Raw genomic sequence first — 18,421 nt, forward strand, 5'->3', positions numbered from 1 at the left:
ACCATGAGTATCGTATTTCGTCAGGCTACGCTTGCGGATGATGAAACTTTTCTGGCGCTGGCGCTGGCCGCATTTGAGCCTATTCGCCAGTTGGGCATCAATTTTGCCGCCGCCCATGCAGATATCGACATGGTGCGAGCGCATATCGCCTCGCACGGCGTTTATGTGATGGAAAAAAGCGGGGAGATGGTGTCGTCATTTACCATCCGCTATCCGTGGGGGCCAGAGCCGGGCCCGTTCGGTCTACCGCATCTGGGCTGGTTTGCGACGCACCCCGGCTATAAAAAGCAGGGATTGGGTAAGCAAATGATGGGCTGGCTTGAAGAAGAAATTCTGATTACCCAGCTCAAAGCGCCTGCCGTGTCGCTTGGCACCGCGCAAAACCACCCGTGGCTGATTGAGATGTACAGAAATTATGGTTTCAAGGAAGTCGGGCAGACGAATCTGGGAAAAGGACACCTGACAATCTGGATGGAAAAAATCCTTGATAACCAATTGTATGACCAGTGGAAAGATAAAAATTCAAAAAGAGAGGCAGTAAAATGATGAAAAAAGTAACGTTGTCTGTTTTGGCGCTGACGACCGCCTTTCTTGTTGCCGGCTGTGATTCTGGGAAGAGCGGCACCGAACAGGAAAAAGTATTGAAAGTGGGTTCAACGGGTCAAAGTTATCCAAGTGGTTTCAAGCAAGATAACAAGCTGGTCGGGTTTGACGTTGAAGTCACGGAAGCTATCGCGAAAGATCTGAACTACAAAGTTGAATGGGTTACTGCCGATTTCAGCGGCCTAATGGGGCAATTGGAAGCGAAAAAGCTGGATACCGTAGCTAACGTGGTAGCAATTACCCCAGCGCGTCAGGAAAAATACAATTTCGCCCAGCCGTACAGCTTCTACGGTAGCCAGATTGTGACGCACAAAGATAACACGGACATTAATACATTGGCCGACCTGAAAGGGAAGACGGTTGCTGGGGTTCTGGGTTCTAACCACGTTAACAACCTGAAAAAAGCCTTTGCCGATGGCAGCGTAAACATCCGTACTTATGAAACACGCGATGGCGCGATGAACGATGCGCTGTCTAAACGCGTTGAAGGCTACGTGAATTCACGTCCGATCCTGTTAGCAGAGATCAATAAGCGTAACCTGCCGTTCAAGCTGGTTGGTGAACCGCTGGTGATTGAAGAAGTCAGCTTCCCGTTCCATAAGGACGAGAAGGGCGATGCGCTGCGTAAACAGTTCGATGCACAATTGACGAAAATGCGTGAAGATGGACGTCTGAAATCTATCTCCGAAAAATATTTTGGCGAAGACATCACGGTATCACCGGCTAAATAACCTCACGCCGTCATTCTGGCTGAGTCGTCATGTAGCCAGATGATTCGTTATAAAGCCAATAGTCATAACCCTGTTCCACCGGCGCAATATGGCCGGTGGAAGCATTAATGGTATTACTTATGAATATCGATCTTGCCTACCTGTTAAAGGTCTTTCCCCAGGTATTAATGTATTTGCCGACCACGCTGTTCCTTGCCGTGGTGTCGATGTTTTTTGCTATGGTTCTCGGCCTTATCCTGGCGTTAGTCCGTGAAAGCAAGATCGTCGTCGTGGTAAAAATCGTTGAACTGTATATCTCGCTGTTTCGCGGCATTCCGTCGCTGGTTCAGCTGTTTATCATCTACTTCGGCTTGCCGCAGCTATTTCCTGGCTTGTCCAATCTGGATGCGATGACGGCCGCGATTATCGGCTTTAGCTTGAAAACCTCCGCCTATATGGCTGAGATTTTCCGTGCGGGCCTGGCCTCGGTGGATTTCGGCCAGACAGAAGCGGGCCTGTCCATTGGCATGAGCAAAGCGCAGGTCTATCGTCGCATCGTGTTGCCTCAGGCCATGCTGAATGCGCTGCCAGCAACGGGGAACACCTTCATTTCCCTGATTAAAGATACCTCGGTGGCTTTTGCGCTGGGTGTCTCCGAACTGTTCGCGGAAGGCAAGATGATTGCCGCTGAATCTCTGCGTTTCTTCGAGACATTCCTGGTTGTGGGGCTGATTTACTGGATGGTGATTGTGGTTTACGCCTGGCTGCAAAAACAGCTTGAGAAGAAACTGAATCACTCGCTACAGCGATAAGGGGCTGACATGATCAGTGTAAAGAATCTTTCTAAACGCTTTGGCGATCAGGTGGTGTTGGACAACATTAGTCTGGATATCGCGAAAGGCGAAGTGGTTGCCATCATCGGCCCATCCGGTTCGGGTAAGTCCACGCTGCTGCGCTGTCTGAACCTGCTGGAAACGCCGGAGTCGGGCACAATCGAAATTGGTGAACAAACGCTGGATACGCGCCGCTATTCCTCCAAAGAGGCTTACGCGCTGCGCCGTCAGACGGCGATGGTGTTCCAGAGTTACAACCTGTTTAAGAACAAGACGGCGCTGGAGAATGTCACGGAAGCGTTGATTGTCGTGAAAAAAATGCCGAAGAAGCAGGCGGATGAAATCGGTCTGGCGCTGCTGGAGCAGGTTGGTCTGCTGCCGCAAGCGGCACAGTATCCGGTGACGTTGTCCGGTGGGCAGCAGCAGCGCGTGAGTATTGCACGTGCGCTGGCGGTAGATCCGAAAGCCATTTTGTTTGATGAACCGACCTCGGCGCTGGACCCAGAAAGGGTACACGAAGTGCTTCAGGTGATTCAGAAGCTGGCAAAAAACGACACCACGATGGTGATTGTCACCCATGAAATGCAGTTTGCGAAAGAAGTGGCTGACCGAGTGATCTTCATGGCGGATGGTCATATCGTTGAGGAAGGTCCAGCGGAGCAGGTGATTAGCTTCTCGGACAACCCGCAAACCCAGCGTTTCCTGCGTCAGTTGACCAAGCTGCCTGAGCCGCTTGAGTACGATATTTAACGCACACGTAGACACACCTGCACGCCTGAACAAGGCCGCCCTGCCAGACGGGGCACGATAATGTGGAGTAAGAATTGATGAGAACAGCACCTCAGCACGAGCCTCTGGCTCAGTTTATTCAGGCGTTTCGCCACGATTTACATCGCAATCCTGAACTGTCGAATCAGGAATTCGAAACGACGAAAAAGATTCGTGCGGTATTGGAAAAAGAAGGGATTCGCGTCCTCGATCTGCCGTTGAAAACCGGTCTGGTCGCAGAAGTCGGTGGCCTACAGGATGGCCCACTGGTCGTGGTCCGTTCGGACATTGATGCCTTGCCGATTGAAGAAGAATCTGGCGTAGAATTCACGTCGCTCAACAAAGGCGTGATGCATGCCTGCGGTCATGATTTTCACTCTTCTGCTGCGCTGGGCGCGGCGATTCTGCTGAAGAAGATCGAACCTGAGCTGAAAGGCACGGTGCGGATTTTGTTCCAGGCAGCTGAAGAAACAGGGCTGGGTGCGCCGGAAGTGATTGCTGTCGGCGCATTGGACAATGCGGTAGCGATTTTCGGTATCCATAACGATCCGACGCTACCCGTTGGCGTCATCGGTGGGAAAGACGGCGCGTTAACGGCGGGTGTTGACCGTTTTGAGATCAAGATTGCGGCGAAAGGCTGTCACGCGGCGAAACCGCATGAAGGTAACGATCCGATTATCATTCTGGGTCAGTTGATTTCTGCGGTGCAAACCATCATCAGCCGCACGGTGTCGTCCGACAATAATGCGGTGGTGTCGATTACTCAGGTTCATAGCGGCAGCACCTGGAACGTTATTCCCGATACGGCGTATGTCGAAGGCACGGTCAGAACGTTTAATCAGGACGCGCGTGATTTGATTGAGCAGCGTTTCCGCCAGATTGTTTCAGGTATCGCCAGCACCTTTGGCGCGGAAATTGAGTTCCTGTGGCACGCAGGGCCGCCATCGGTGATCAACACGCCAGAGTGGGTTGAGTTTGCACTGAACGTGGCAAGTGACGAAGGCTTTGAAGCGCGCCGTGTGGAAGCCAGCCCGATTGGTGAAGACTTCGCGTTCTATCAGCAGAAACTGCCGGGTACGTTCATGATGGTCGGTTCTGGTGGCCCCTATGCGCTGCACCACCCGAAATTCCGCGTTGACGACAGCGCGCTGTTCCCGACCGCACACTATCTGTATCAGGTCGCGAAACAGAGCTTAGAGCAGCTATCCTCTCGCTAAGTTTTTCTGTTAAAGAATGCAATCCGCGCCAGTTTTTCGGCGCGGATATTTTCCCTTTCTCGTCTTTAGTGGCTTAGAATCTGATCCAGGAACTGGCGCGTGCGCGGATGTGATGGCGTGTTGAAGAAGTCCTGCGGCGGTGCAGATTCCACAATGCTACCGTCGGCCATCAGAATGACCTTGTCAGCGACTGTCTTGGCAAAACCCATTTCATGGGTAACGACAATCATCGTCATACCGGATTCCGCCAGATCGAGCATCACATCGAGTACCTCTTTAATCATCTCAGGATCCAGCGCAGAAGTCGGTTCATCAAACAGCATGATTTCCGGCTGCATACACAGCGCCCGAGCAATCGCCACGCGCTGCTGCTGGCCGCCAGAGAGCTGTAGCGGGAATTTATGTGCCTGATTGGCGATATGCACTTTTTCCAGATAGTGCATTGCTAAATCGATGGCCTCCTGCTTCTTACGCTGCTTGACCAGTGTCGGGCCAATCGTCAGGTTATCCAGTACGCTCAGGTGGGGAAACAAATTGAACTGCTGGAACAGCATACCGATGCCGGAGCGTACGCGGTTGATGTTCTTGATGTTGTCATTGACCTCAATGCCGTTCACGCGTATGTGTCCGCTATGGTGCTCTTCCAGTCTGTTAATGCAGCGGATGAGCGTGGATTTACCGGAGCCTGAGGGGCCGCAAATTACCACGCGCTCGCCTTTCTGCACGTTAAGCGTCACGTTATTCAGCGCCTGAAACGCGCCATACCATTTGCTGACAGCGTCGATCTCAATGATGACGTTATTGTCTGTAACTACATTTCCTGTAACTACATGGCTTGTAACTAAAGTGTCTGTGGCTAAGCTCATGATAAAAAAGCTCCTGTCGGTGTTTTCATCAACGGCTATCGCTTAACCGTGATACGTTTCTGGATTACGACTGGCATCGATGCGTTTTTCTACCCACAGCGCGTAGCGTGAGAGCAAGAAACCAAACAGCAGATAGATAGCCGAGATAAAAATATAGGTTTCAATGTAATAGCGCCGCCATAGCGGGTCCTGCATCACCGAGCTGGTGGCGGTGAGGATGTCGAACAGTCCGATAATGATGACGAACGAGGTGTTCTTCATCGCGGCGATAATATGGTTGGTCATGGCGGGCAGGCAGATGCGCAGTGCCTGCGGCAGGATGATTTTGGTCGTTGTATGCCAATAACTGAGATTGAGCGCCATCGCCGCTTCATATTGTCCGCGCGGGACGGACTGTAAACCGCCGCGAATGACCTCGGCCTGATAGCAGGCGAAAAACAGCGCGATACCGATAATGATACGCAGCAGCTTGTTGATTTCTATGCCTGCGGGCAGGAACAGTGGAAATACATTAACGGCAACGAACAGGATTGTGATGAGCGGTACGCCGCGCAGGCCTTCGATAAAAATAACCGACAGACCGCGTAGAAAAGGCAGCGGCGAGCGCCGCCCTAGCGCCAGTAAAACTGAAACGGGCATGCCGATAATGACGGTGCCACTAAACAGCAGAATCGTTAGCGGCAGGCCACCCCATTCGCTGGAAGGCACGTAAGATAAGCCAAGCACGCCACCGGACATCAGGATAGCAATGCCGACTACCGCGACGATCCACAGCGGTAAGAGGATGCGCGAATGCCAGAAACGGGGCATCAGCGATAGACCGAGAGCCAGAAACCAGATCCCCATCGCCAACACCAGACGCCAATGTTCATCGTAAGGATAAAGACCAAACAAAATGGGGCGATGTTTTTCTACGATTACCGCCCAGCAGGCACCCGCCGCCGCACGGCAGACATCCGGGTCAGTGGTGTACCACACGGCATTGAGGATGCCCCAGTGCAGCAGTTTATTGCCAACATTCCACATCAGCACCGCCAGTAATAGCGTGAGCACAGTTTGCGGCACGCTGCTGAACAGGTGACGACGCAGCCACAGCAGCGGCGTGCGTAGGCGGTTGGGGACGGCGGAGAGTGACAGTGCTGGAAATAACATTCAGTGCTCCTCAACGCTCTTTGATGGCGACGGCGCGGTTAAACAGGTTCATCAGCAGCGATGTCACGATACTGACGGTCAGGTAAACCACCATCATGATGGCAATGACTTCGAGCGCCTGACCGGTTTGATTCATCAACGTGTTACTGATGTTTGCCAGTTCTGGGTAGCCGACCACGACCGCGATCGAGCTGTTTTTCGACAGGCTGACATACTGGCTGGTCAGTGGCGGAACGATGACACGCATGGCCTGTGGAATGATGATGTGGCGCATCATGTGCCAGGGGGAAAAAGACAGCGCGCGTGCCGCTTCCAACTGACATTTGGGGATAGATTGAATCCCTGCTCGCACGATTTCCGCGATAAACGCCGAAGAGTAGAGCGCAATACCGAGCAACAGAGCAGTAAATTCAGGACTGACGGTAAAGCCGCCGCGAAAGTTAAAGCCGCGCAGGATTGGGCGATCAAGTTCTGCTGGTGCGCCGGAAAGCCACCAGACCAGCAGTGGTAACCCGATAAGTGCTAACAATGTCAGGCGGCCTGTAGGCAGAGAACGCCCTGCGTTTTCCCGCAGGTAGCGCGCCACGCGGTTCAGGATCAGGCTAATCAGGACGGCAGCGAGTAGGGCGATGCCAGTCCATAGCCAGCCGTGATGCGCGGCGGGAATGGAAAAAGACAGCCCGCGATTGGTCAGAAAGCCCAAACTGCCAAGCTCAATAGCGTCGCGTGGTGAAGGCAGGTTACGGATGACCACCGACCAGAAAATCACCTGCAAGATCACCGGGATGTTACGCATCATTTCGATGTATCCCCCAGCGAGCCGCGCCAGCAGCCAGTTGCGCGAGACACGAGCTATTCCGACTGAGAAACCCAGCAGGGTGGCAAGCACGATGCCGCATAGCGTAACGTAGAGGGTATTCAGTAATCCGACGCCAAGTGCACGTAGGTAGCTGTCACGTGGGGTAAAAGCGATGAGCTTCTCGCCAATTTCGAACTGTGCAGTGTGATCGAGAAAACCGAAGCCGGTGGCAATGTTTTGCGATCGCAAGTTTTCGACCACATTGGCGTACAACCAGTAGCTGAACGTGACGATCAGAAGGCCGAGCAGGCACTGATAAATCCAGGCGCGCAGGGACTTGCTGTCAAACGCGTTTAGCAGACGGTGCGAATGAGATGGCGTTTCCGACCACGGTGTTGCTGAGGTTGGCAGTAGCGTCTTGTCTGGTGATTTCATTACCGGCGGTCTTTTCTTCTGGTCATTACCGATTGCAGCGCGCTATCCGAGGGATATTGTGCGTGAATACGGTGATATGGCGTCAGCCTGGATATTATCGAGGCTGACGCCGATGGTTGGATGAATTAACGAATGGGCAGGCCGTAGAGCAAGCCGCCTTTCGTCCAGAGGTTATTCAGGTCGCGCTCCAACGGTGCCGGTGTGTCTGGCCCGAAGTGGCGGTTATAAATATCGCCGTAATTCCCTACCTGCTTAATCAGGTTGTAAGCCCACTGGTTATTCAGCCCCAGCTTTTGACCATAATCGCCAGTGGCACCAAGCAATGCCTGTACATCCGGGTCCGTCGATTTGAGTTTGCTATCTACGTTCTGTTGGCCGATTTCCATCTCTTCCGCATTAAACGTGGCGTAAACCACCCATTTCACAATGTCGTACCACTGGTCATCACCCTGACGGACTGCCATCGCCAGCGGCTCTTTTGAGTAAATTCCCGGCAGAATCACGTGGTCAGCGGGTTTTTCCGCATCAAAGGTGCGCACGCCGGGTAGGGCGACTTTATCGCGAGCAATGACGTCGCAACGCCCAGACAGATAGGCTGCGACGTACTCTTTATTGTTCTCGATGACTACCGGAGTGTAATGCAGGTTGCGTGATGCAAAAATTTGCGCAACGTTGCGTTCGGTGCTGCTACCCGGCGTGATGCAGACGGTCGCGCCGTCCAGATCTTCCACCTTCTTCACATTGGCGCTGGTACGCACCATGAATCCTGTTCCGGTATAGAACGTAGGCGGTGCGAAGTTCAACCCAAGCGAGGTATCGCGAGACAAATCGGCGGTGATATTGCGTGATAGCACGTCAACTTCACCAGACTGAATCGCTGGGAAACGCTGCGCGGTGGAAAGAGCGGCAAAACGTACTTTACTCGCGTCGCCAAAAATAGCAGCGGCTAACGCACGGCAATAATCGACGTCCAGCCCAGTCCACTGTCCTTTGCTATCAATCGCGGAAAAACCGTGGCGTGCTGGATGTACGCCGCAAACCAGTTCACCGCGTGCTTTGATCTTTTTGAGCGTCTCGCCGTTTCCGGCGTCAGCGGCATTAGCGTGAGCAACAGGCAACAGAAGACCCCCTAAAGTCAGCGCTGTGGCGGTTGTCAACGAGAGTAGTTTTCTCAACATAAGTATCCTCAGAATGGTCGGTGTTGTTTTAATTTGTTGTAATTGATGGTTTTTATTATGCTGCGTTCTTTTGTATACAAATGTTCTCAATGTTGCCTATAAATGGCAAATAGCATATTTCTCTATCTAAAGCTGAATAATGGATATAGCTATTTCGTGGATGAGTAGAAGGAGGAAAGGGAACGATGCCTTGCACAGTAAGCAAGGCACTGAGGGATGATTTAGCGGGCGAGAAGACCCTGTACGCCTTGCCACATGAGTTGGGTGCTGAGAATTAACATGGTGAGGCGAAAGGTGGTGCGGAAGAGTTTTTCGGGCAGATTATCCAGCAGGCGCGTGCCTAGCCAGGTGCCCAATACACCGCTGACAATCATTGCAGCCAGCATTGGCAGCCAGTCATGATAGGCGAACCCCATCATCCCGAATGCCAGTATCTTCAAGCCGTGTTGTAACACCATACAGAGCGCATGCGTGGCAATAAGCGGCTGTTTGGTTACCCCTTGAGAGCTGATAAGCCCGGCGACCATCGGGCCGGTTGCACCGACGATCATGGTGCCAAGGCTGGTGAGCGCACCGCCGAGGACGAAGAACAACCGATTAACCGGTTTTGGTGCGGTGCGTTTACGAAAAACCGACCACAGAATGAAACAGGCCAGCGCGATTTTTGCCACGCTGTCTGGGATCCAAACGGCAACGGGCGCGCCTACAGCAATACCAATGATGCTACCGATAAAAAACCACAGCGCCAGTGGCCAGACAATATACAAACGTTGAATCAGACTGCGGCTCAGGTTGGAGCCAAGCTGGACGATACCGTGAACCGGCAGCAGGCTGCTGACCGGCATCCCGAGACCCATGATCGCCAGTAGCGTGACGCCGCCGCCCAGTCCCAGTGCTGCCGTCAATGCCGACGTCAAAAAGCTGCAAAAAATCAGGATACCGGCAAAGAGCGGAGAAATATCGGGTGGAACAAAATGTAGCATGGCGAAACCCATCGCGTGGTCGAGCAAATGATAATGCCTGATGCGATCAATGCGTATCAAGCACCCTTTCCGCCGTTAACGATAATCATCGCGCAGCAGTCGCCGATATAACGCCAGCGCCTCGGCGTGCGGCAAAGCCTGACTGGCACAGTCGATAAACTTCTCCGCGATCAGATTGTCCGGCAGCGGATTTTCTGCGCTGGAGCCTAGCGCGCCTGCTATACGACGATGATAAGTGTTGCCGTCGTGGGTCACTAGCGTGACATATGCCGTGTGGGTTGTGTTTTCGTCATGGCAGATCAGCTCCACGCGCGTCATTAGCGACTGCGTAATTGGGTCGTGCAGCGCTGCATCGTCAATAAAATCATCCAGCGTCAGCTTCCCCTGCACCCAAGCGCGGGCGATGCAGTAGTGTAGGCTGAATTTCCCTGCCAGCGGCGTATCCGGTGCGGGAATGTTGATGTGCGGGAAGCGAATGGGGTGGATGGCAATCTGAATGCGGGCCAGCGATTCGGGATTCAGTCCAGTTTCCTCGCGCAGCGCCAGTAGCCCGTCCAGCGGAGCCAGAATGGCGTAACAGCAGGGGAAGTATTTAAAATTATTCCCTTTTATAGGATCCAGAATGTGGGACGGCGCAGACCAGGGTTCGGTTAACGGCGTGGTGTCATAGTTTTCATCTGCACGGTTGTAGACGTTGAAATAGCCGTGGTGGTGTTCAAACGCGGTATCGCCTGCGCTGTAATCCTGACGCGCCAATAATACCGCCATGACGGCGCTGCGATTGGCGTGGCCGACCGCCAGTGATTTCGTCTGGCTGCCAAAGTTGGATTTGATACCGGAGGCCAGCGATGCGGTAATCGCAAAGGCGGTCGCCGTTTCTTCTTCACTAAGCTTCAGCAATACCGCGCAGGCGGCGACGCCAGCAAAAATGCCAACGGAGGTTGTTGGATGCCAGCCGTTACGATATTGAAAAGGGCTGACGGCTTTGCCCATGCGTACTGCGGTTTCATAGCCGCACAGGTAGGCATGCAGGATCGCTTCCCCATTGGCATCCTGCTCGTCTGCCAGCGCCAGCAGGGCTGGAAGTACGGCGACAGAAATATGCCCGTGCAGCCAGGAGTTTGAATCGTCGAAATCGAGTAAATGGGCGGATGTGCCGTTCAGCAACGCGGCATCCAGCGCGTTGAGTTTGAGGTCCGTACCGAAAATTCGGCTTTTCCCTACGGCGGCTGATGGCACGATCACCGCTCTGAGTTTTTGCGCACCGTCCTGAATTCCCCCCGCAAGCGTGACGCCCAACGTGTCAATCACAGCGGTTCGTGCGTGTGCCAATACGTCGGCAGGGAACGTCTGGCGAGAAAATCCCAGCAGATTATGGGCAAGCTGGCGGGCAATGGTCATGAAAGCATCCTGTCGTTATCGTGAAATTTTTTATGTTGAATGGTTTACGTCGAATTGTTCATGTCGAACTGAAGCGCGTTAGCCGGCTAATAGCCCGGTGAGAACGGCAAGCGAACCAGGCTGCTCAAAGTGGAAAGCCGCCTGATAGAGCCGATCGCTACGGACTTCCCCTAATACAGGAAGGGTCAGGGCGTCAAACTTGGCGCGCAGTTCGGCGTCGGTCAGCGGGTTTTGCGGATGACCGCGATACACGTCGGTTTCCGCGTGTAGTTTTTCTCCGTCTTCCAGTTCGATGTCGATAAACGCGGAACTGGCCGATTGCCCTTCTACTGCATCGATCTGCAAGCGCGACAGCAGTTGGCGCGGCGCGGGGTCGTCAACGGCGTGCTGAGTGAAGTCTGTATCGTTGAGGCGGTAGCCGCTCAGTGCCAGCGCGATGCAGTGCGGAATACTGAATTTGCTCTCCAGCGGGTTTTGCGGGTTGGCGATCCCGGCATTCACCATTCCCATCGGATGAACTTTGGCATGAATACGGGTGATAACGCGGCTTTTCAACTGTGGGTAGAGCTTCAGTGCCGTTTCAATTGACGCATGGGTTCCCCGACAGCTGGCATACAGCTTGTAGCCGTTACCCAATAGCTCCCAGCTGTCGCCAAAATCGAGCGGCGGGATAACGGCGCTACTGTCCTGCACGAAGGTTTTCACCCAACCATCGGTTTCATAAAAGTGATGAGCGGCGATAAAGCCTTCGTCCGCCAGTTCCGCTGCTGTGATGCCGTCCATTGCTGCTTTGCCCGCATGAAACGGTTTGCCGTGTGTACCGGACGATTTCTGCAATCCCCCCATCATGGTTGCGGCTGCACCCAACGCATTGGCAATGGCGTTGGGCTCAAGGCGTAGAATGGAAGCTGCGACAGCGGCGGCTCCTGCGCGCCCGACAATTGACGTCGGATGAAAACCGCGACGTTGCAGGCTGCGGCCTACGCCGGGCACCCAGCCACCGCCCAGTCTGGCCATAACTTCAAATCCAGTGATGAAAGCAATAAGCGTGGTGCGTTCATCTGCGCCGTAGTGTTGTGCCATTGCCAACGCCGTAGACCAACAAGGGCCGCTAGGATGCCCCGCGCCAGCAGGATGCGTGTCGTCATAGTCGGCTGCATGAGAAAGCGTGCCGTTGATGAGTGCTGCCAGCGCTGGTGTGGTTTTTGCACCAAGAATGATTTGCGCGTTACCTTGGGCCTGCCAGCGTTGTGCCACGCGTTGAACTGCGCTAGCGGCATTATCTCCTACTGCGCCAATGGCGACGCCGAGGTAGTCAATGAGTGCCCGTTTAGCTTCATACCAGACGGCATCGGGAATCGTCATCGTGGGGGCGGTGTGAATAAACTGGCTAAGCGCGTTACCGCGAGGAAGTGTCGGTGTGGCAGACATCGTAGGGGCTCCTTAGGCGAAAACGCGATGACATTGCCAGCAGAGCCGAACATTTTTGGGATTCGCGTTTTGTCTTGTTGAATGCATTTGTATACAGTGTGTGGCGAAAAGCATATTCAATCGCCCATGCAGTGACAAAGACGCTTTTTCGCTAAGCTAAGCACAAAATATGCGATGCGATATCTTGCTAAAGGCAGGGCGTCGGGCAAACTTGAATTTTTCTCAACGCATGACGATTCGTGGCGCAGCGTGAATGCGAGAATCACCGTAAAGGTGAGGCGCTTTACCCGTCTGCGTGTGAACCCATTTTCACCGTCACACCACATATCAAGGGATTATGAACTTAACACTTAACGATAAAGAGATGGCGCTGTCGCCGTTTGAGATACTGATTAATGCGATCGAGAAGGGGGAGCTGCTGCCAGGCGAACGCTTGCAGGAAACACGGCTGGCGCAGCAGTTTGGGCTCAGCCGCACGCCGATTCGTGAGGCGTTGCATCGGCTGGAGGCGTTGGGATTGGTGGAACCTGGTCCTCAGCGTGGGCTGATGATTGCGCAGATTAGCTATGAGCGGCTGCGTCAGCTTTTCGCCGTACGTGAAGGGTTGGAGCGGCTGGCGATGGAACTGGCTGTGGCTTCTGCTTCGGCAGAAGAACTGGAACTGTTGCAGGATATGGTCAACGTGGAGAAAACGCTCACCGACAGCCGGCAACTGCACGATCACAACCGCCTTTTTCATCGGCAGATTTATCGGGCGACCCATAATCCGTATCTGAACGAGATGCTGGAGAATTTACGTATACATCTGTCGCTACTGCGTGGAACCACCTATGAGTCGGCGGAACGAACCGAAGAAGCACGACGTGAACACCAGGCTATTGTGGAAGCACTGGTGCGGCGTGATAAGGACACGGCACAAGACGCTGCCTGCCAGCATATTCGTAACGGCTACCGCGCCCGGTTAAGCATGTTAAATCAACAGCTTTAACCAGTCTGTCGGAAAAACACGACACTTGGGGTGATCTGCTGTCGCAAAAAAGAGACATTTAATTTATTGATTAATAATGATTAATATTTTATCTGATAAATTCGTCTCTGAATGGCGACAGGATTTGTGAGTTCGATCTCGTTTTTATCCCCCATTGTGTCTGTGCTGTTCTTCCGATGAAAAAATAAAAATAGTATTTACTATTAGCCTGTTAGAGTGAATTAACTAAGCTGTGGCAATAAAATTATGCATGTTGGCATAATTTATGCTTAAATGAGCGGGTAGATGCTCATTCCACCTTCTATGTTTGCTTCGGCTTCATAATCCTGGGAATGACGCAGAGCCAATTTGAGGTGCCTATCGTCCAACTCCAGATGAAGATGCAAATCTCCATCGGGCTTTCCGGACATAACGTTGAGTGAGGCACCATTCTGTTGTCTGACAGACCTGATATTTTCAACGCTTACCGTTTATCGGTAAGCGTTTTTTTTCGTCTGATGAAAATGCTCGGTACAGCCTGCGATCGAAGCATAAAAATAAGTAAGGCTCCAAGAAGGAGCCTTATGAAAGGGATTACGCAGTGATTAGCTGGCTGGTTGCTGTAACGTGAGTAACAGCCCTTCGCGCCGCATTTGTGCCGCTTCATCTGGTAAATGCAGCCGCTCTAGTGCGTCGGCGCGCCAGGCATAATCATAAGCGTCTGGGCGGAGTTCTAATGCGGTGCGGAAGGCATCGCTGGCCTGTTGCCATTCGCCGTGTTTCATCAGCAGTTGACCTAATGTGCTGCTTAATAGCGGCGTTGCGCCATGCTGCTTGATGTACTGATGTAGCATTTTTTCCAGCTGTTCTGGGTTGCCAGCTTTGAGGCGGGGCATCAGCAGGATCAAACGCTCGTCATACTGACGTTTGAGGCCATCAAGAATGATCTTTTGGGCAGTATCATGATCGTCACACTCGATCAAATGCTCAGCCATCGCGATCTGAAGCGGGATTTCATGGCGCACTTTGCGGCTCTGATTATTCCACCACGATTTCAGCCCTTCGCTGCCGCCATCTGCCATCGCCTGATTCATCAGGCCGATATAAGCCTGTTGTTGCAGGTCCAGCAAACGCGCTTCAGGGTACAGATTGATCTTGCGCATCGCTGGCAGAATATCCAGCAGCGCACTGTAGGCCTGGGTACGCAGAAAAGCCTGCTCAGCCAGACGCAGCACTTCAGGGTGACGAGGTGCGACTTCCAGCAATTTGTCCACGCCGTGACGTGCTGCATGATCTTCGTTGCGCGCTAGCTGAATGCGCACGCGCGTAATATCGACCGGAAGCTGATCGGTATCTGCAACCTCGGCGGCGCGCTCCAGATATTGCTTGGTGCGGAATTCGTCACCACGCTGCTGGGCGGCTTCGGCTGCCAGAAGGTAGTTAACCACGGGCTGCTCGGCATGATCGGCGTTGCGAGTCAGCAGTTTCTCTACCTGTAAATAATCACCTTCGGCCAGCTTGAGCAGCGCGGCTTTGGTCTGTTTTCTGGCTCGGCTGCGTTTGCGACCGAGGAACCATCCGCGTGTGCGGGAGCCGGTTCGAAAGATTCGGCGCAGCACCCATTCCACCGCCAAGAAGGCGAGGAAAAATAGCACCAGCATAATGACCAGACCCGTCACGCTGGTTTGAATGTCGTAGTTATCCGTCTGGATCAGAACGTAGCCTTGGTGACCTGCGACGATCGGGCCGATCACCACGCCTGCGATCAGGATCAGGAACAGCAATAAGACTTTCAGCATGTTCACTCTCCCTGCTGTGTGGCTGGCGCCTGAGCCAGTAGGTTACGAACGCGCGTTTGCATCAGTTTTTCCAACAGCGCCTGACTTTGTAGCTCAGCGGGAACATCCAGTGAAACCGACTGCTGGCTTAAGGCATCAAGCTGATCCAAAAAGGCCTGCGTCGTGGGGTCGGTGGTATCAAAGTAAGCGCGAACCCAGGTTGCTGCCGTTTCCAGCGACTGTTTGTACACTTCATTCTGATGGCGAGGAATCGCCTGTGCGGCAACCAGCAGGCGTGAACGAATGTTCTCACGCAGATAGACGTCCTGATTCGGAGCCAGAAGCGGTTCGGCAGCGCTATCCCGACGGCGGATAGTGATAAAATCAGCCATGAAATTGTGCCAGCTTTTGCTCAGATTCTGGCGCCACTCGCTCAAGGAGGCAGACAGCTCCGTGCTGTTGGCATCCATTGGCGTTTCATCGGTGTTATTGTCGGCGAGCTGCAAGTTGTCCAACTGGTCGGTAAGCTGGTTCACTTTCAGGATAATGCCGTCAAAATCGACTTGGCTAACGCCTGCGAGTGCACCGATATCGTTGGTTAATGCGCGGCGGATTTCTATCAGGCTAGGATCGTTCATTTCCGCGAGACTTGCGTCCGCGCTTTTCAATAATGCGCCTGCGGTGGTGACATCTTTGTCGCTCCACAGCTTACGTCCCGCCAGTTTCACCAGAAAATCTGCCTGGGCGATCAGCCAGGTATTGGTGTCATGGCTGGAAAGCGCCGCCAGCTTATCGCGTAATTCGTCTGACTGACGCGTTAGCGCTTCAAGACGCTGTGCTGCCGTGTCCTGTGCCTTGCTTTGCTGCTGTTGAGCGTCCAGCCATTGCTGTTGTTCCTGCTTTTGCTGTTGCTGCAAAGCGTTTAGCTGTGATTCCAGACGTTGAAGCGAGGCGGTTTCGCGCTGTGCCTGCTGGTGGCCGTGGTAATACAAGCCCGCGCCTATTGCCAGCGCAATCACGATGGCGATGGCCCCCAGCACAACACCGCTGCGCTTGGGTTGTTGTGTGAGATCCTGCTGCTGATGCGCGGGTTCAACCCGTTCAGCAACCTCGTCGGATGGAGCTGTGGGGGTATTGTGTTCCGTCATAATGGTACATCCCATGATCAGGTTTATTGTAGTGCGCGCACAAGCGCATCGTTATCGGCGTTATCGGCCACCTGGATCGTGTGCCAGCCAAGCTGACGAGCCTGTTCTGCCAGTCGTTCGCTGACGACGATCAACTGGCAGCCAAGTAACCAGGAAGCCCGATAGTAATCAGGTACTAAAGTATAGATCCGTTGTAGCATTTCTCCGCTGGTAATCACCAGTTTGTCGATGCCTATTTGCTGCCAGTGGCGGCTTTGCTCCGGCCCATCATAGTGAACGTCTCTGCGCTGATAGCATTCGCAGTAGGTCACCTGTGCGCCTCGCTCGGTTAGCGTCTCTCCTAACAGTTCCCTTCCGCCGTTGCCACGCAATAATAGTGCACGTTTCCCTGCAACATCTTGCAGTTCAGGGAGTTGTAACAGTGTTTCGCTGGTTTCACGCTCGGGTGGATAGGCAACGGGGTGTGCGCTGATTTTATGCAATGCCAGTGCCGTAGTACGGCCAATAGCATAATAAGCGAGGTGGGCAGGCCAGCTTGTGCCCGTGCGTGCCAGCATCGGATCGGCGTAATGAATCGCGTGTTGTGAGAGCGCAAACACCAGATCGTCAACGTGTAGTGCTTGTAATTGCGCAGGTAAGCCAGCAAGTTCTCGTCCAGGCGAAAACTCGATCAACGGGCTGTGCCAGGCGTGATAGCCGAGCTTTCTTAAACGGGTCACCAGTTGTTCGCCAGTTGGTGACGGACGGGTAACCAGAATAGTCATGATGAACTTGACCCTTGATAAACGGCCTGAAGGATTGCGCTGGCCCCTTTTGCCAACAACTCTTCAGCCAGTGCGATGCCGATTTGTTCGGCGTCTGAAATGCTACCTTTCCGCTCGCCGACGATCATTTGGCTGCCATCCGGTGCGCCAACCAGTGCGCGTAACCACAGCGTATCGCCTTCCAGTTCGGCGTAGCTGCCAATCGGCACCTGACAGCCGCCTTCAAGACGTACATTCATAGCACGTTCAGCCAGTACGCGGGCAGCGGTATCGGTGTGATTGAGTGGAGCAAGGAGTTGGCGAATACGGTCGTCATCTAAACGGCATTCGATGCCGATAGCGCCTTGTCCGACGGCAGGCAGAGACTCTTCTGGGCTCAACGCACAGCGGATACGTTCTTCAAGGCCGAGACGTTTCAGGCCAGCGACAGCCAGAATAATGGCGTCATACTCGCCGTTGTCCAATTTTGCCAGACGCGTTCCAACATTGCCGCGCAAATCACGAATCACCAGGTCGGGGCGTCGGGCACGTAACTGGCACTGGCGGCGCAGGCTGGATGTACCAACACAACTGCCTTCCGGTAATTGTTCGAGACTGTCGTAACGGTTGGAAACAAAAGCATCGCGCGGGTCGTCACGTTCGCAAATGGTGGTCAGTCCGAGGCCATCAGGAAATTCGACAGGCACATCTTTCATGGAGTGGACGGCGATATCAGCGCGTCCTTCAAGCAGTGCCAGCTCCAGCTCTTTAACAAACAATCCCTTACCTCCGACCTTTGCCAGTGGCGTATCCAGGATGATGTCGCCGCGGGTTACCATCGGTACCAGTTCCACAGATAAATCGGGGTAGAGATGGTTCAAGCACTGCTGAACATATCGTGCTTGCCATAGGGCTAGCGGGCTTTGTCGGGTGGCAATTCTAATAATATTGGCTAACATGCTTGATACCGTTTTTATCATTTTCCGCCATCGTATCACTGATGGTGCGTTGGTGTCAGGTTGTGGGCATTAGCGGCGCGCCTTTTAAAACGGTCTGAAATTCGGGTGCCGCAAATCTAGATATACTCTAAATAATTCGAGTTTCAGGAAGGCGGCAAGGGAAGGAGTCCCGATGAGCTTACACAAGTAAGTGATTCGGGTGAGTGAACGCAGCCAACGCACATGTAACTTGAAGTATGACGAGTAAGGAAGCCGTGCTGATGCAGTCGGGTAGAGAAATTCGTAATAAAGCAAGATAGGTAAGTCTAACTTTCTTTACTTTCTTTACGCCCAATCAGCAAGGTGTTAAATTGATCACGTTTCCAGCAATAATTCGCTAAACATTCTTCTAATTTTATCATTGGCGAGTTTGGAACACGGGGTTTTTCTAGGCACTGGGATAAATCAGGC

Annotated in this window: 17 protein-coding genes; 6 read left to right on the top strand and 11 right to left on the bottom strand. The window is 53.2% G+C overall.

Translation table 11 applies throughout. From position 1 onward, the window contains the following. Positions 1–3 precede the first annotated feature (3 nt). From CLR69_RS18955 to CLR69_RS18975, 5 genes are all read left to right on the top strand, one after another. Positions 4–546 (top strand): GNAT family N-acetyltransferase, encoded by a 543-nt coding sequence (locus tag CLR69_RS18955; protein ID WP_131535011.1) that lies wholly within the window; start codon positions 4–6, stop codon positions 544–546. Then, the gene (locus CLR69_RS18960) at positions 543–1,334 is read left to right on the top strand and encodes an amino acid ABC transporter substrate-binding protein (protein WP_107168958.1); all 792 of its coding nucleotides are present in this window, start codon (positions 543–545) and stop codon (positions 1,332–1,334) included. Before CLR69_RS18955 ends, CLR69_RS18960 begins: the two co-directional genes overlap by 4 nt. 119 nt (positions 1,335–1,453) lie before the next feature. Next, positions 1,454–2,125, top strand: a complete 672-nt coding sequence (locus tag CLR69_RS18965; RefSeq protein WP_011095665.1) for an amino acid ABC transporter permease — start codon at positions 1,454–1,456, stop codon at positions 2,123–2,125. 9 nt (positions 2,126–2,134) lie between these two features. Then, positions 2,135–2,896 (top strand): amino acid ABC transporter ATP-binding protein, encoded by a 762-nt coding sequence (locus tag CLR69_RS18970; protein ID WP_039305227.1) that lies wholly within the window; start codon positions 2,135–2,137, stop codon positions 2,894–2,896. A 77-nt stretch (positions 2,897–2,973) separates the two neighbouring features. Continuing rightward, on the top strand, positions 2,974–4,131 hold the full coding sequence (locus tag CLR69_RS18975; protein ID WP_014701786.1) for a M20 peptidase aminoacylase family protein: 1,158 nt from the start codon (positions 2,974–2,976) through the stop codon (positions 4,129–4,131). 65 nt (positions 4,132–4,196) lie between these two features. Here CLR69_RS18975 and CLR69_RS18980 read toward each other — a convergent pair whose 3' ends face one another. From CLR69_RS18980 to CLR69_RS19010, 7 genes are all read right to left on the bottom strand, one after another. Continuing rightward, positions 4,197–4,997 (bottom strand): amino acid ABC transporter ATP-binding protein, encoded by an 801-nt coding sequence (locus CLR69_RS18980; RefSeq protein ID WP_131535012.1) that lies wholly within the window; start codon positions 4,995–4,997, stop codon positions 4,197–4,199. A gap of 42 nt (positions 4,998–5,039) precedes the next feature. Next, positions 5,040–6,149 (bottom strand): amino acid ABC transporter permease, encoded by a 1,110-nt coding sequence (locus tag CLR69_RS18985; RefSeq protein WP_131535013.1) that lies wholly within the window; start codon positions 6,147–6,149, stop codon positions 5,040–5,042. A 10-nt stretch (positions 6,150–6,159) separates the two neighbouring features. Further along, positions 6,160–7,383, bottom strand: coding sequence for an amino acid ABC transporter permease (locus tag CLR69_RS18990; protein ID WP_131535014.1), 1,224 nt, complete (start codon positions 7,381–7,383; stop codon positions 6,160–6,162). A gap of 125 nt (positions 7,384–7,508) precedes the next feature. Continuing rightward, positions 7,509–8,561 (bottom strand): amino acid ABC transporter substrate-binding protein, encoded by a 1,053-nt coding sequence (locus tag CLR69_RS18995; protein WP_131535015.1) that lies wholly within the window; start codon positions 8,559–8,561, stop codon positions 7,509–7,511. 221 nt (positions 8,562–8,782) lie between these two features. Further along, positions 8,783–9,544 (bottom strand): sulfite exporter TauE/SafE family protein, encoded by a 762-nt coding sequence (locus CLR69_RS19000; protein ID WP_129708949.1) that lies wholly within the window; start codon positions 9,542–9,544, stop codon positions 8,783–8,785. A 75-nt stretch (positions 9,545–9,619) separates the two neighbouring features. Further along, on the bottom strand, positions 9,620–10,945 hold the full coding sequence (locus CLR69_RS19005) for an MmgE/PrpD family protein (protein ID WP_131535016.1): 1,326 nt from the start codon (positions 10,943–10,945) through the stop codon (positions 9,620–9,622). Positions 10,946–11,023: 78 nt separating this feature from the next. Next, the gene (locus CLR69_RS19010; protein WP_131535017.1) at positions 11,024–12,376 is read right to left on the bottom strand and encodes an MmgE/PrpD family protein; all 1,353 of its coding nucleotides are present in this window, start codon (positions 12,374–12,376) and stop codon (positions 11,024–11,026) included. 337 nt (positions 12,377–12,713) lie between these two features. Here CLR69_RS19010 and CLR69_RS19015 point away from each other — a divergent pair, with 337 nt between their 5' ends. Continuing rightward, positions 12,714–13,364 carry a GntR family transcriptional regulator gene (locus CLR69_RS19015; RefSeq protein WP_131535018.1) on the top strand — a complete coding sequence of 217 codons (651 nt, stop codon included), beginning with the start codon at positions 12,714–12,716 and terminating at the stop codon, positions 13,362–13,364. A 584-nt stretch (positions 13,365–13,948) separates the two neighbouring features. Here CLR69_RS19015 and hemY read toward each other — a convergent pair. Genes hemY through hemC form a run of 4 tightly spaced genes read right to left on the bottom strand, consistent with a single transcriptional unit; the run spans position 13,949 to position 17,971 of the window. After that, a complete protein-coding gene (gene hemY, locus CLR69_RS19020; protein ID WP_129708795.1) occupies positions 13,949–15,142 on the bottom strand; it encodes a protoheme IX biogenesis protein HemY in 1,194 nt (397 codons plus the stop codon). Between the two features lie 2 nt (positions 15,143–15,144). After that, positions 15,145–16,269 carry a uroporphyrinogen-III C-methyltransferase gene (hemX, locus tag CLR69_RS19025; RefSeq protein ID WP_131535019.1) on the bottom strand — a complete coding sequence of 375 codons (1,125 nt, stop codon included), beginning with the start codon at positions 16,267–16,269 and terminating at the stop codon, positions 15,145–15,147. 23 nt (positions 16,270–16,292) lie between these two features. Beyond that, positions 16,293–17,033: a uroporphyrinogen-III synthase gene (gene hemD / locus CLR69_RS19030; RefSeq protein WP_131535020.1), complete on the bottom strand. Its 741-nt coding sequence runs from the start codon at positions 17,031–17,033 to the stop codon at positions 16,293–16,295. Then, a complete protein-coding gene (hemC, locus tag CLR69_RS19035; RefSeq protein ID WP_131535021.1) occupies positions 17,030–17,971 on the bottom strand; it encodes a hydroxymethylbilane synthase in 942 nt (313 codons plus the stop codon). Before hemC ends, hemD begins: the two co-directional genes overlap by 4 nt. Positions 17,972–18,421: the final 450 nt, after the last annotated feature.

It is taken from the genome of Pectobacterium zantedeschiae (genome assembly GCF_004137795.1).
Taxonomy (GTDB): Bacteria; Pseudomonadota; Gammaproteobacteria; order Enterobacterales; family Enterobacteriaceae; genus Pectobacterium; species Pectobacterium zantedeschiae.

Excerpts from the sequence above, each read along its gene's own strand:
- CLR69_RS18985 (WP_131535013.1), bottom strand. The coding sequence starts at position 6,149 with ATGTTATTTCCAGCACTGTCACTCTCCGCCGTCCCCAACCGCCTACGC.
- hemX (WP_131535019.1), bottom strand. The coding sequence starts at position 16,269 with ATGACGGAACACAATACCCCCACAGCTCCATCCGACGAGGTTGCTGAA.
- CLR69_RS18955 (WP_131535011.1), top strand. The coding sequence starts at position 4 with ATGAGTATCGTATTTCGTCAGGCTACGCTTGCGGATGATGAAACTTTT.
- CLR69_RS19010 (WP_131535017.1), bottom strand. The coding sequence starts at position 12,376 with ATGTCTGCCACACCGACACTTCCTCGCGGTAACGCGCTTAGCCAGTTT.
- CLR69_RS18970 (WP_039305227.1), top strand. The coding sequence starts at position 2,135 with ATGATCAGTGTAAAGAATCTTTCTAAACGCTTTGGCGATCAGGTGGTG.
- hemC (WP_131535021.1), bottom strand. The coding sequence starts at position 17,971 with ATGTTAGCCAATATTATTAGAATTGCCACCCGACAAAGCCCGCTAGCC.
- CLR69_RS18960 (WP_107168958.1), top strand. The coding sequence starts at position 543 with ATGATGAAAAAAGTAACGTTGTCTGTTTTGGCGCTGACGACCGCCTTT.
- CLR69_RS18990 (WP_131535014.1), bottom strand. The coding sequence starts at position 7,383 with ATGAAATCACCAGACAAGACGCTACTGCCAACCTCAGCAACACCGTGG.
- CLR69_RS18965 (WP_011095665.1), top strand. The coding sequence starts at position 1,454 with ATGAATATCGATCTTGCCTACCTGTTAAAGGTCTTTCCCCAGGTATTA.
- CLR69_RS18995 (WP_131535015.1), bottom strand. The coding sequence starts at position 8,561 with ATGTTGAGAAAACTACTCTCGTTGACAACCGCCACAGCGCTGACTTTA.
- CLR69_RS18980 (WP_131535012.1), bottom strand. The coding sequence starts at position 4,997 with ATGAGCTTAGCCACAGACACTTTAGTTACAAGCCATGTAGTTACAGGA.
- hemY (WP_129708795.1), bottom strand. The coding sequence starts at position 15,142 with ATGCTGAAAGTCTTATTGCTGTTCCTGATCCTGATCGCAGGCGTGGTG.
- CLR69_RS19000 (WP_129708949.1), bottom strand. The coding sequence starts at position 9,544 with ATGCTACATTTTGTTCCACCCGATATTTCTCCGCTCTTTGCCGGTATC.
- CLR69_RS19015 (WP_131535018.1), top strand. The coding sequence starts at position 12,714 with ATGAACTTAACACTTAACGATAAAGAGATGGCGCTGTCGCCGTTTGAG.
- CLR69_RS18975 (WP_014701786.1), top strand. The coding sequence starts at position 2,974 with ATGAGAACAGCACCTCAGCACGAGCCTCTGGCTCAGTTTATTCAGGCG.
- hemD (WP_131535020.1), bottom strand. The coding sequence starts at position 17,033 with ATGACTATTCTGGTTACCCGTCCGTCACCAACTGGCGAACAACTGGTG.
- CLR69_RS19005 (WP_131535016.1), bottom strand. The coding sequence starts at position 10,945 with ATGACCATTGCCCGCCAGCTTGCCCATAATCTGCTGGGATTTTCTCGC.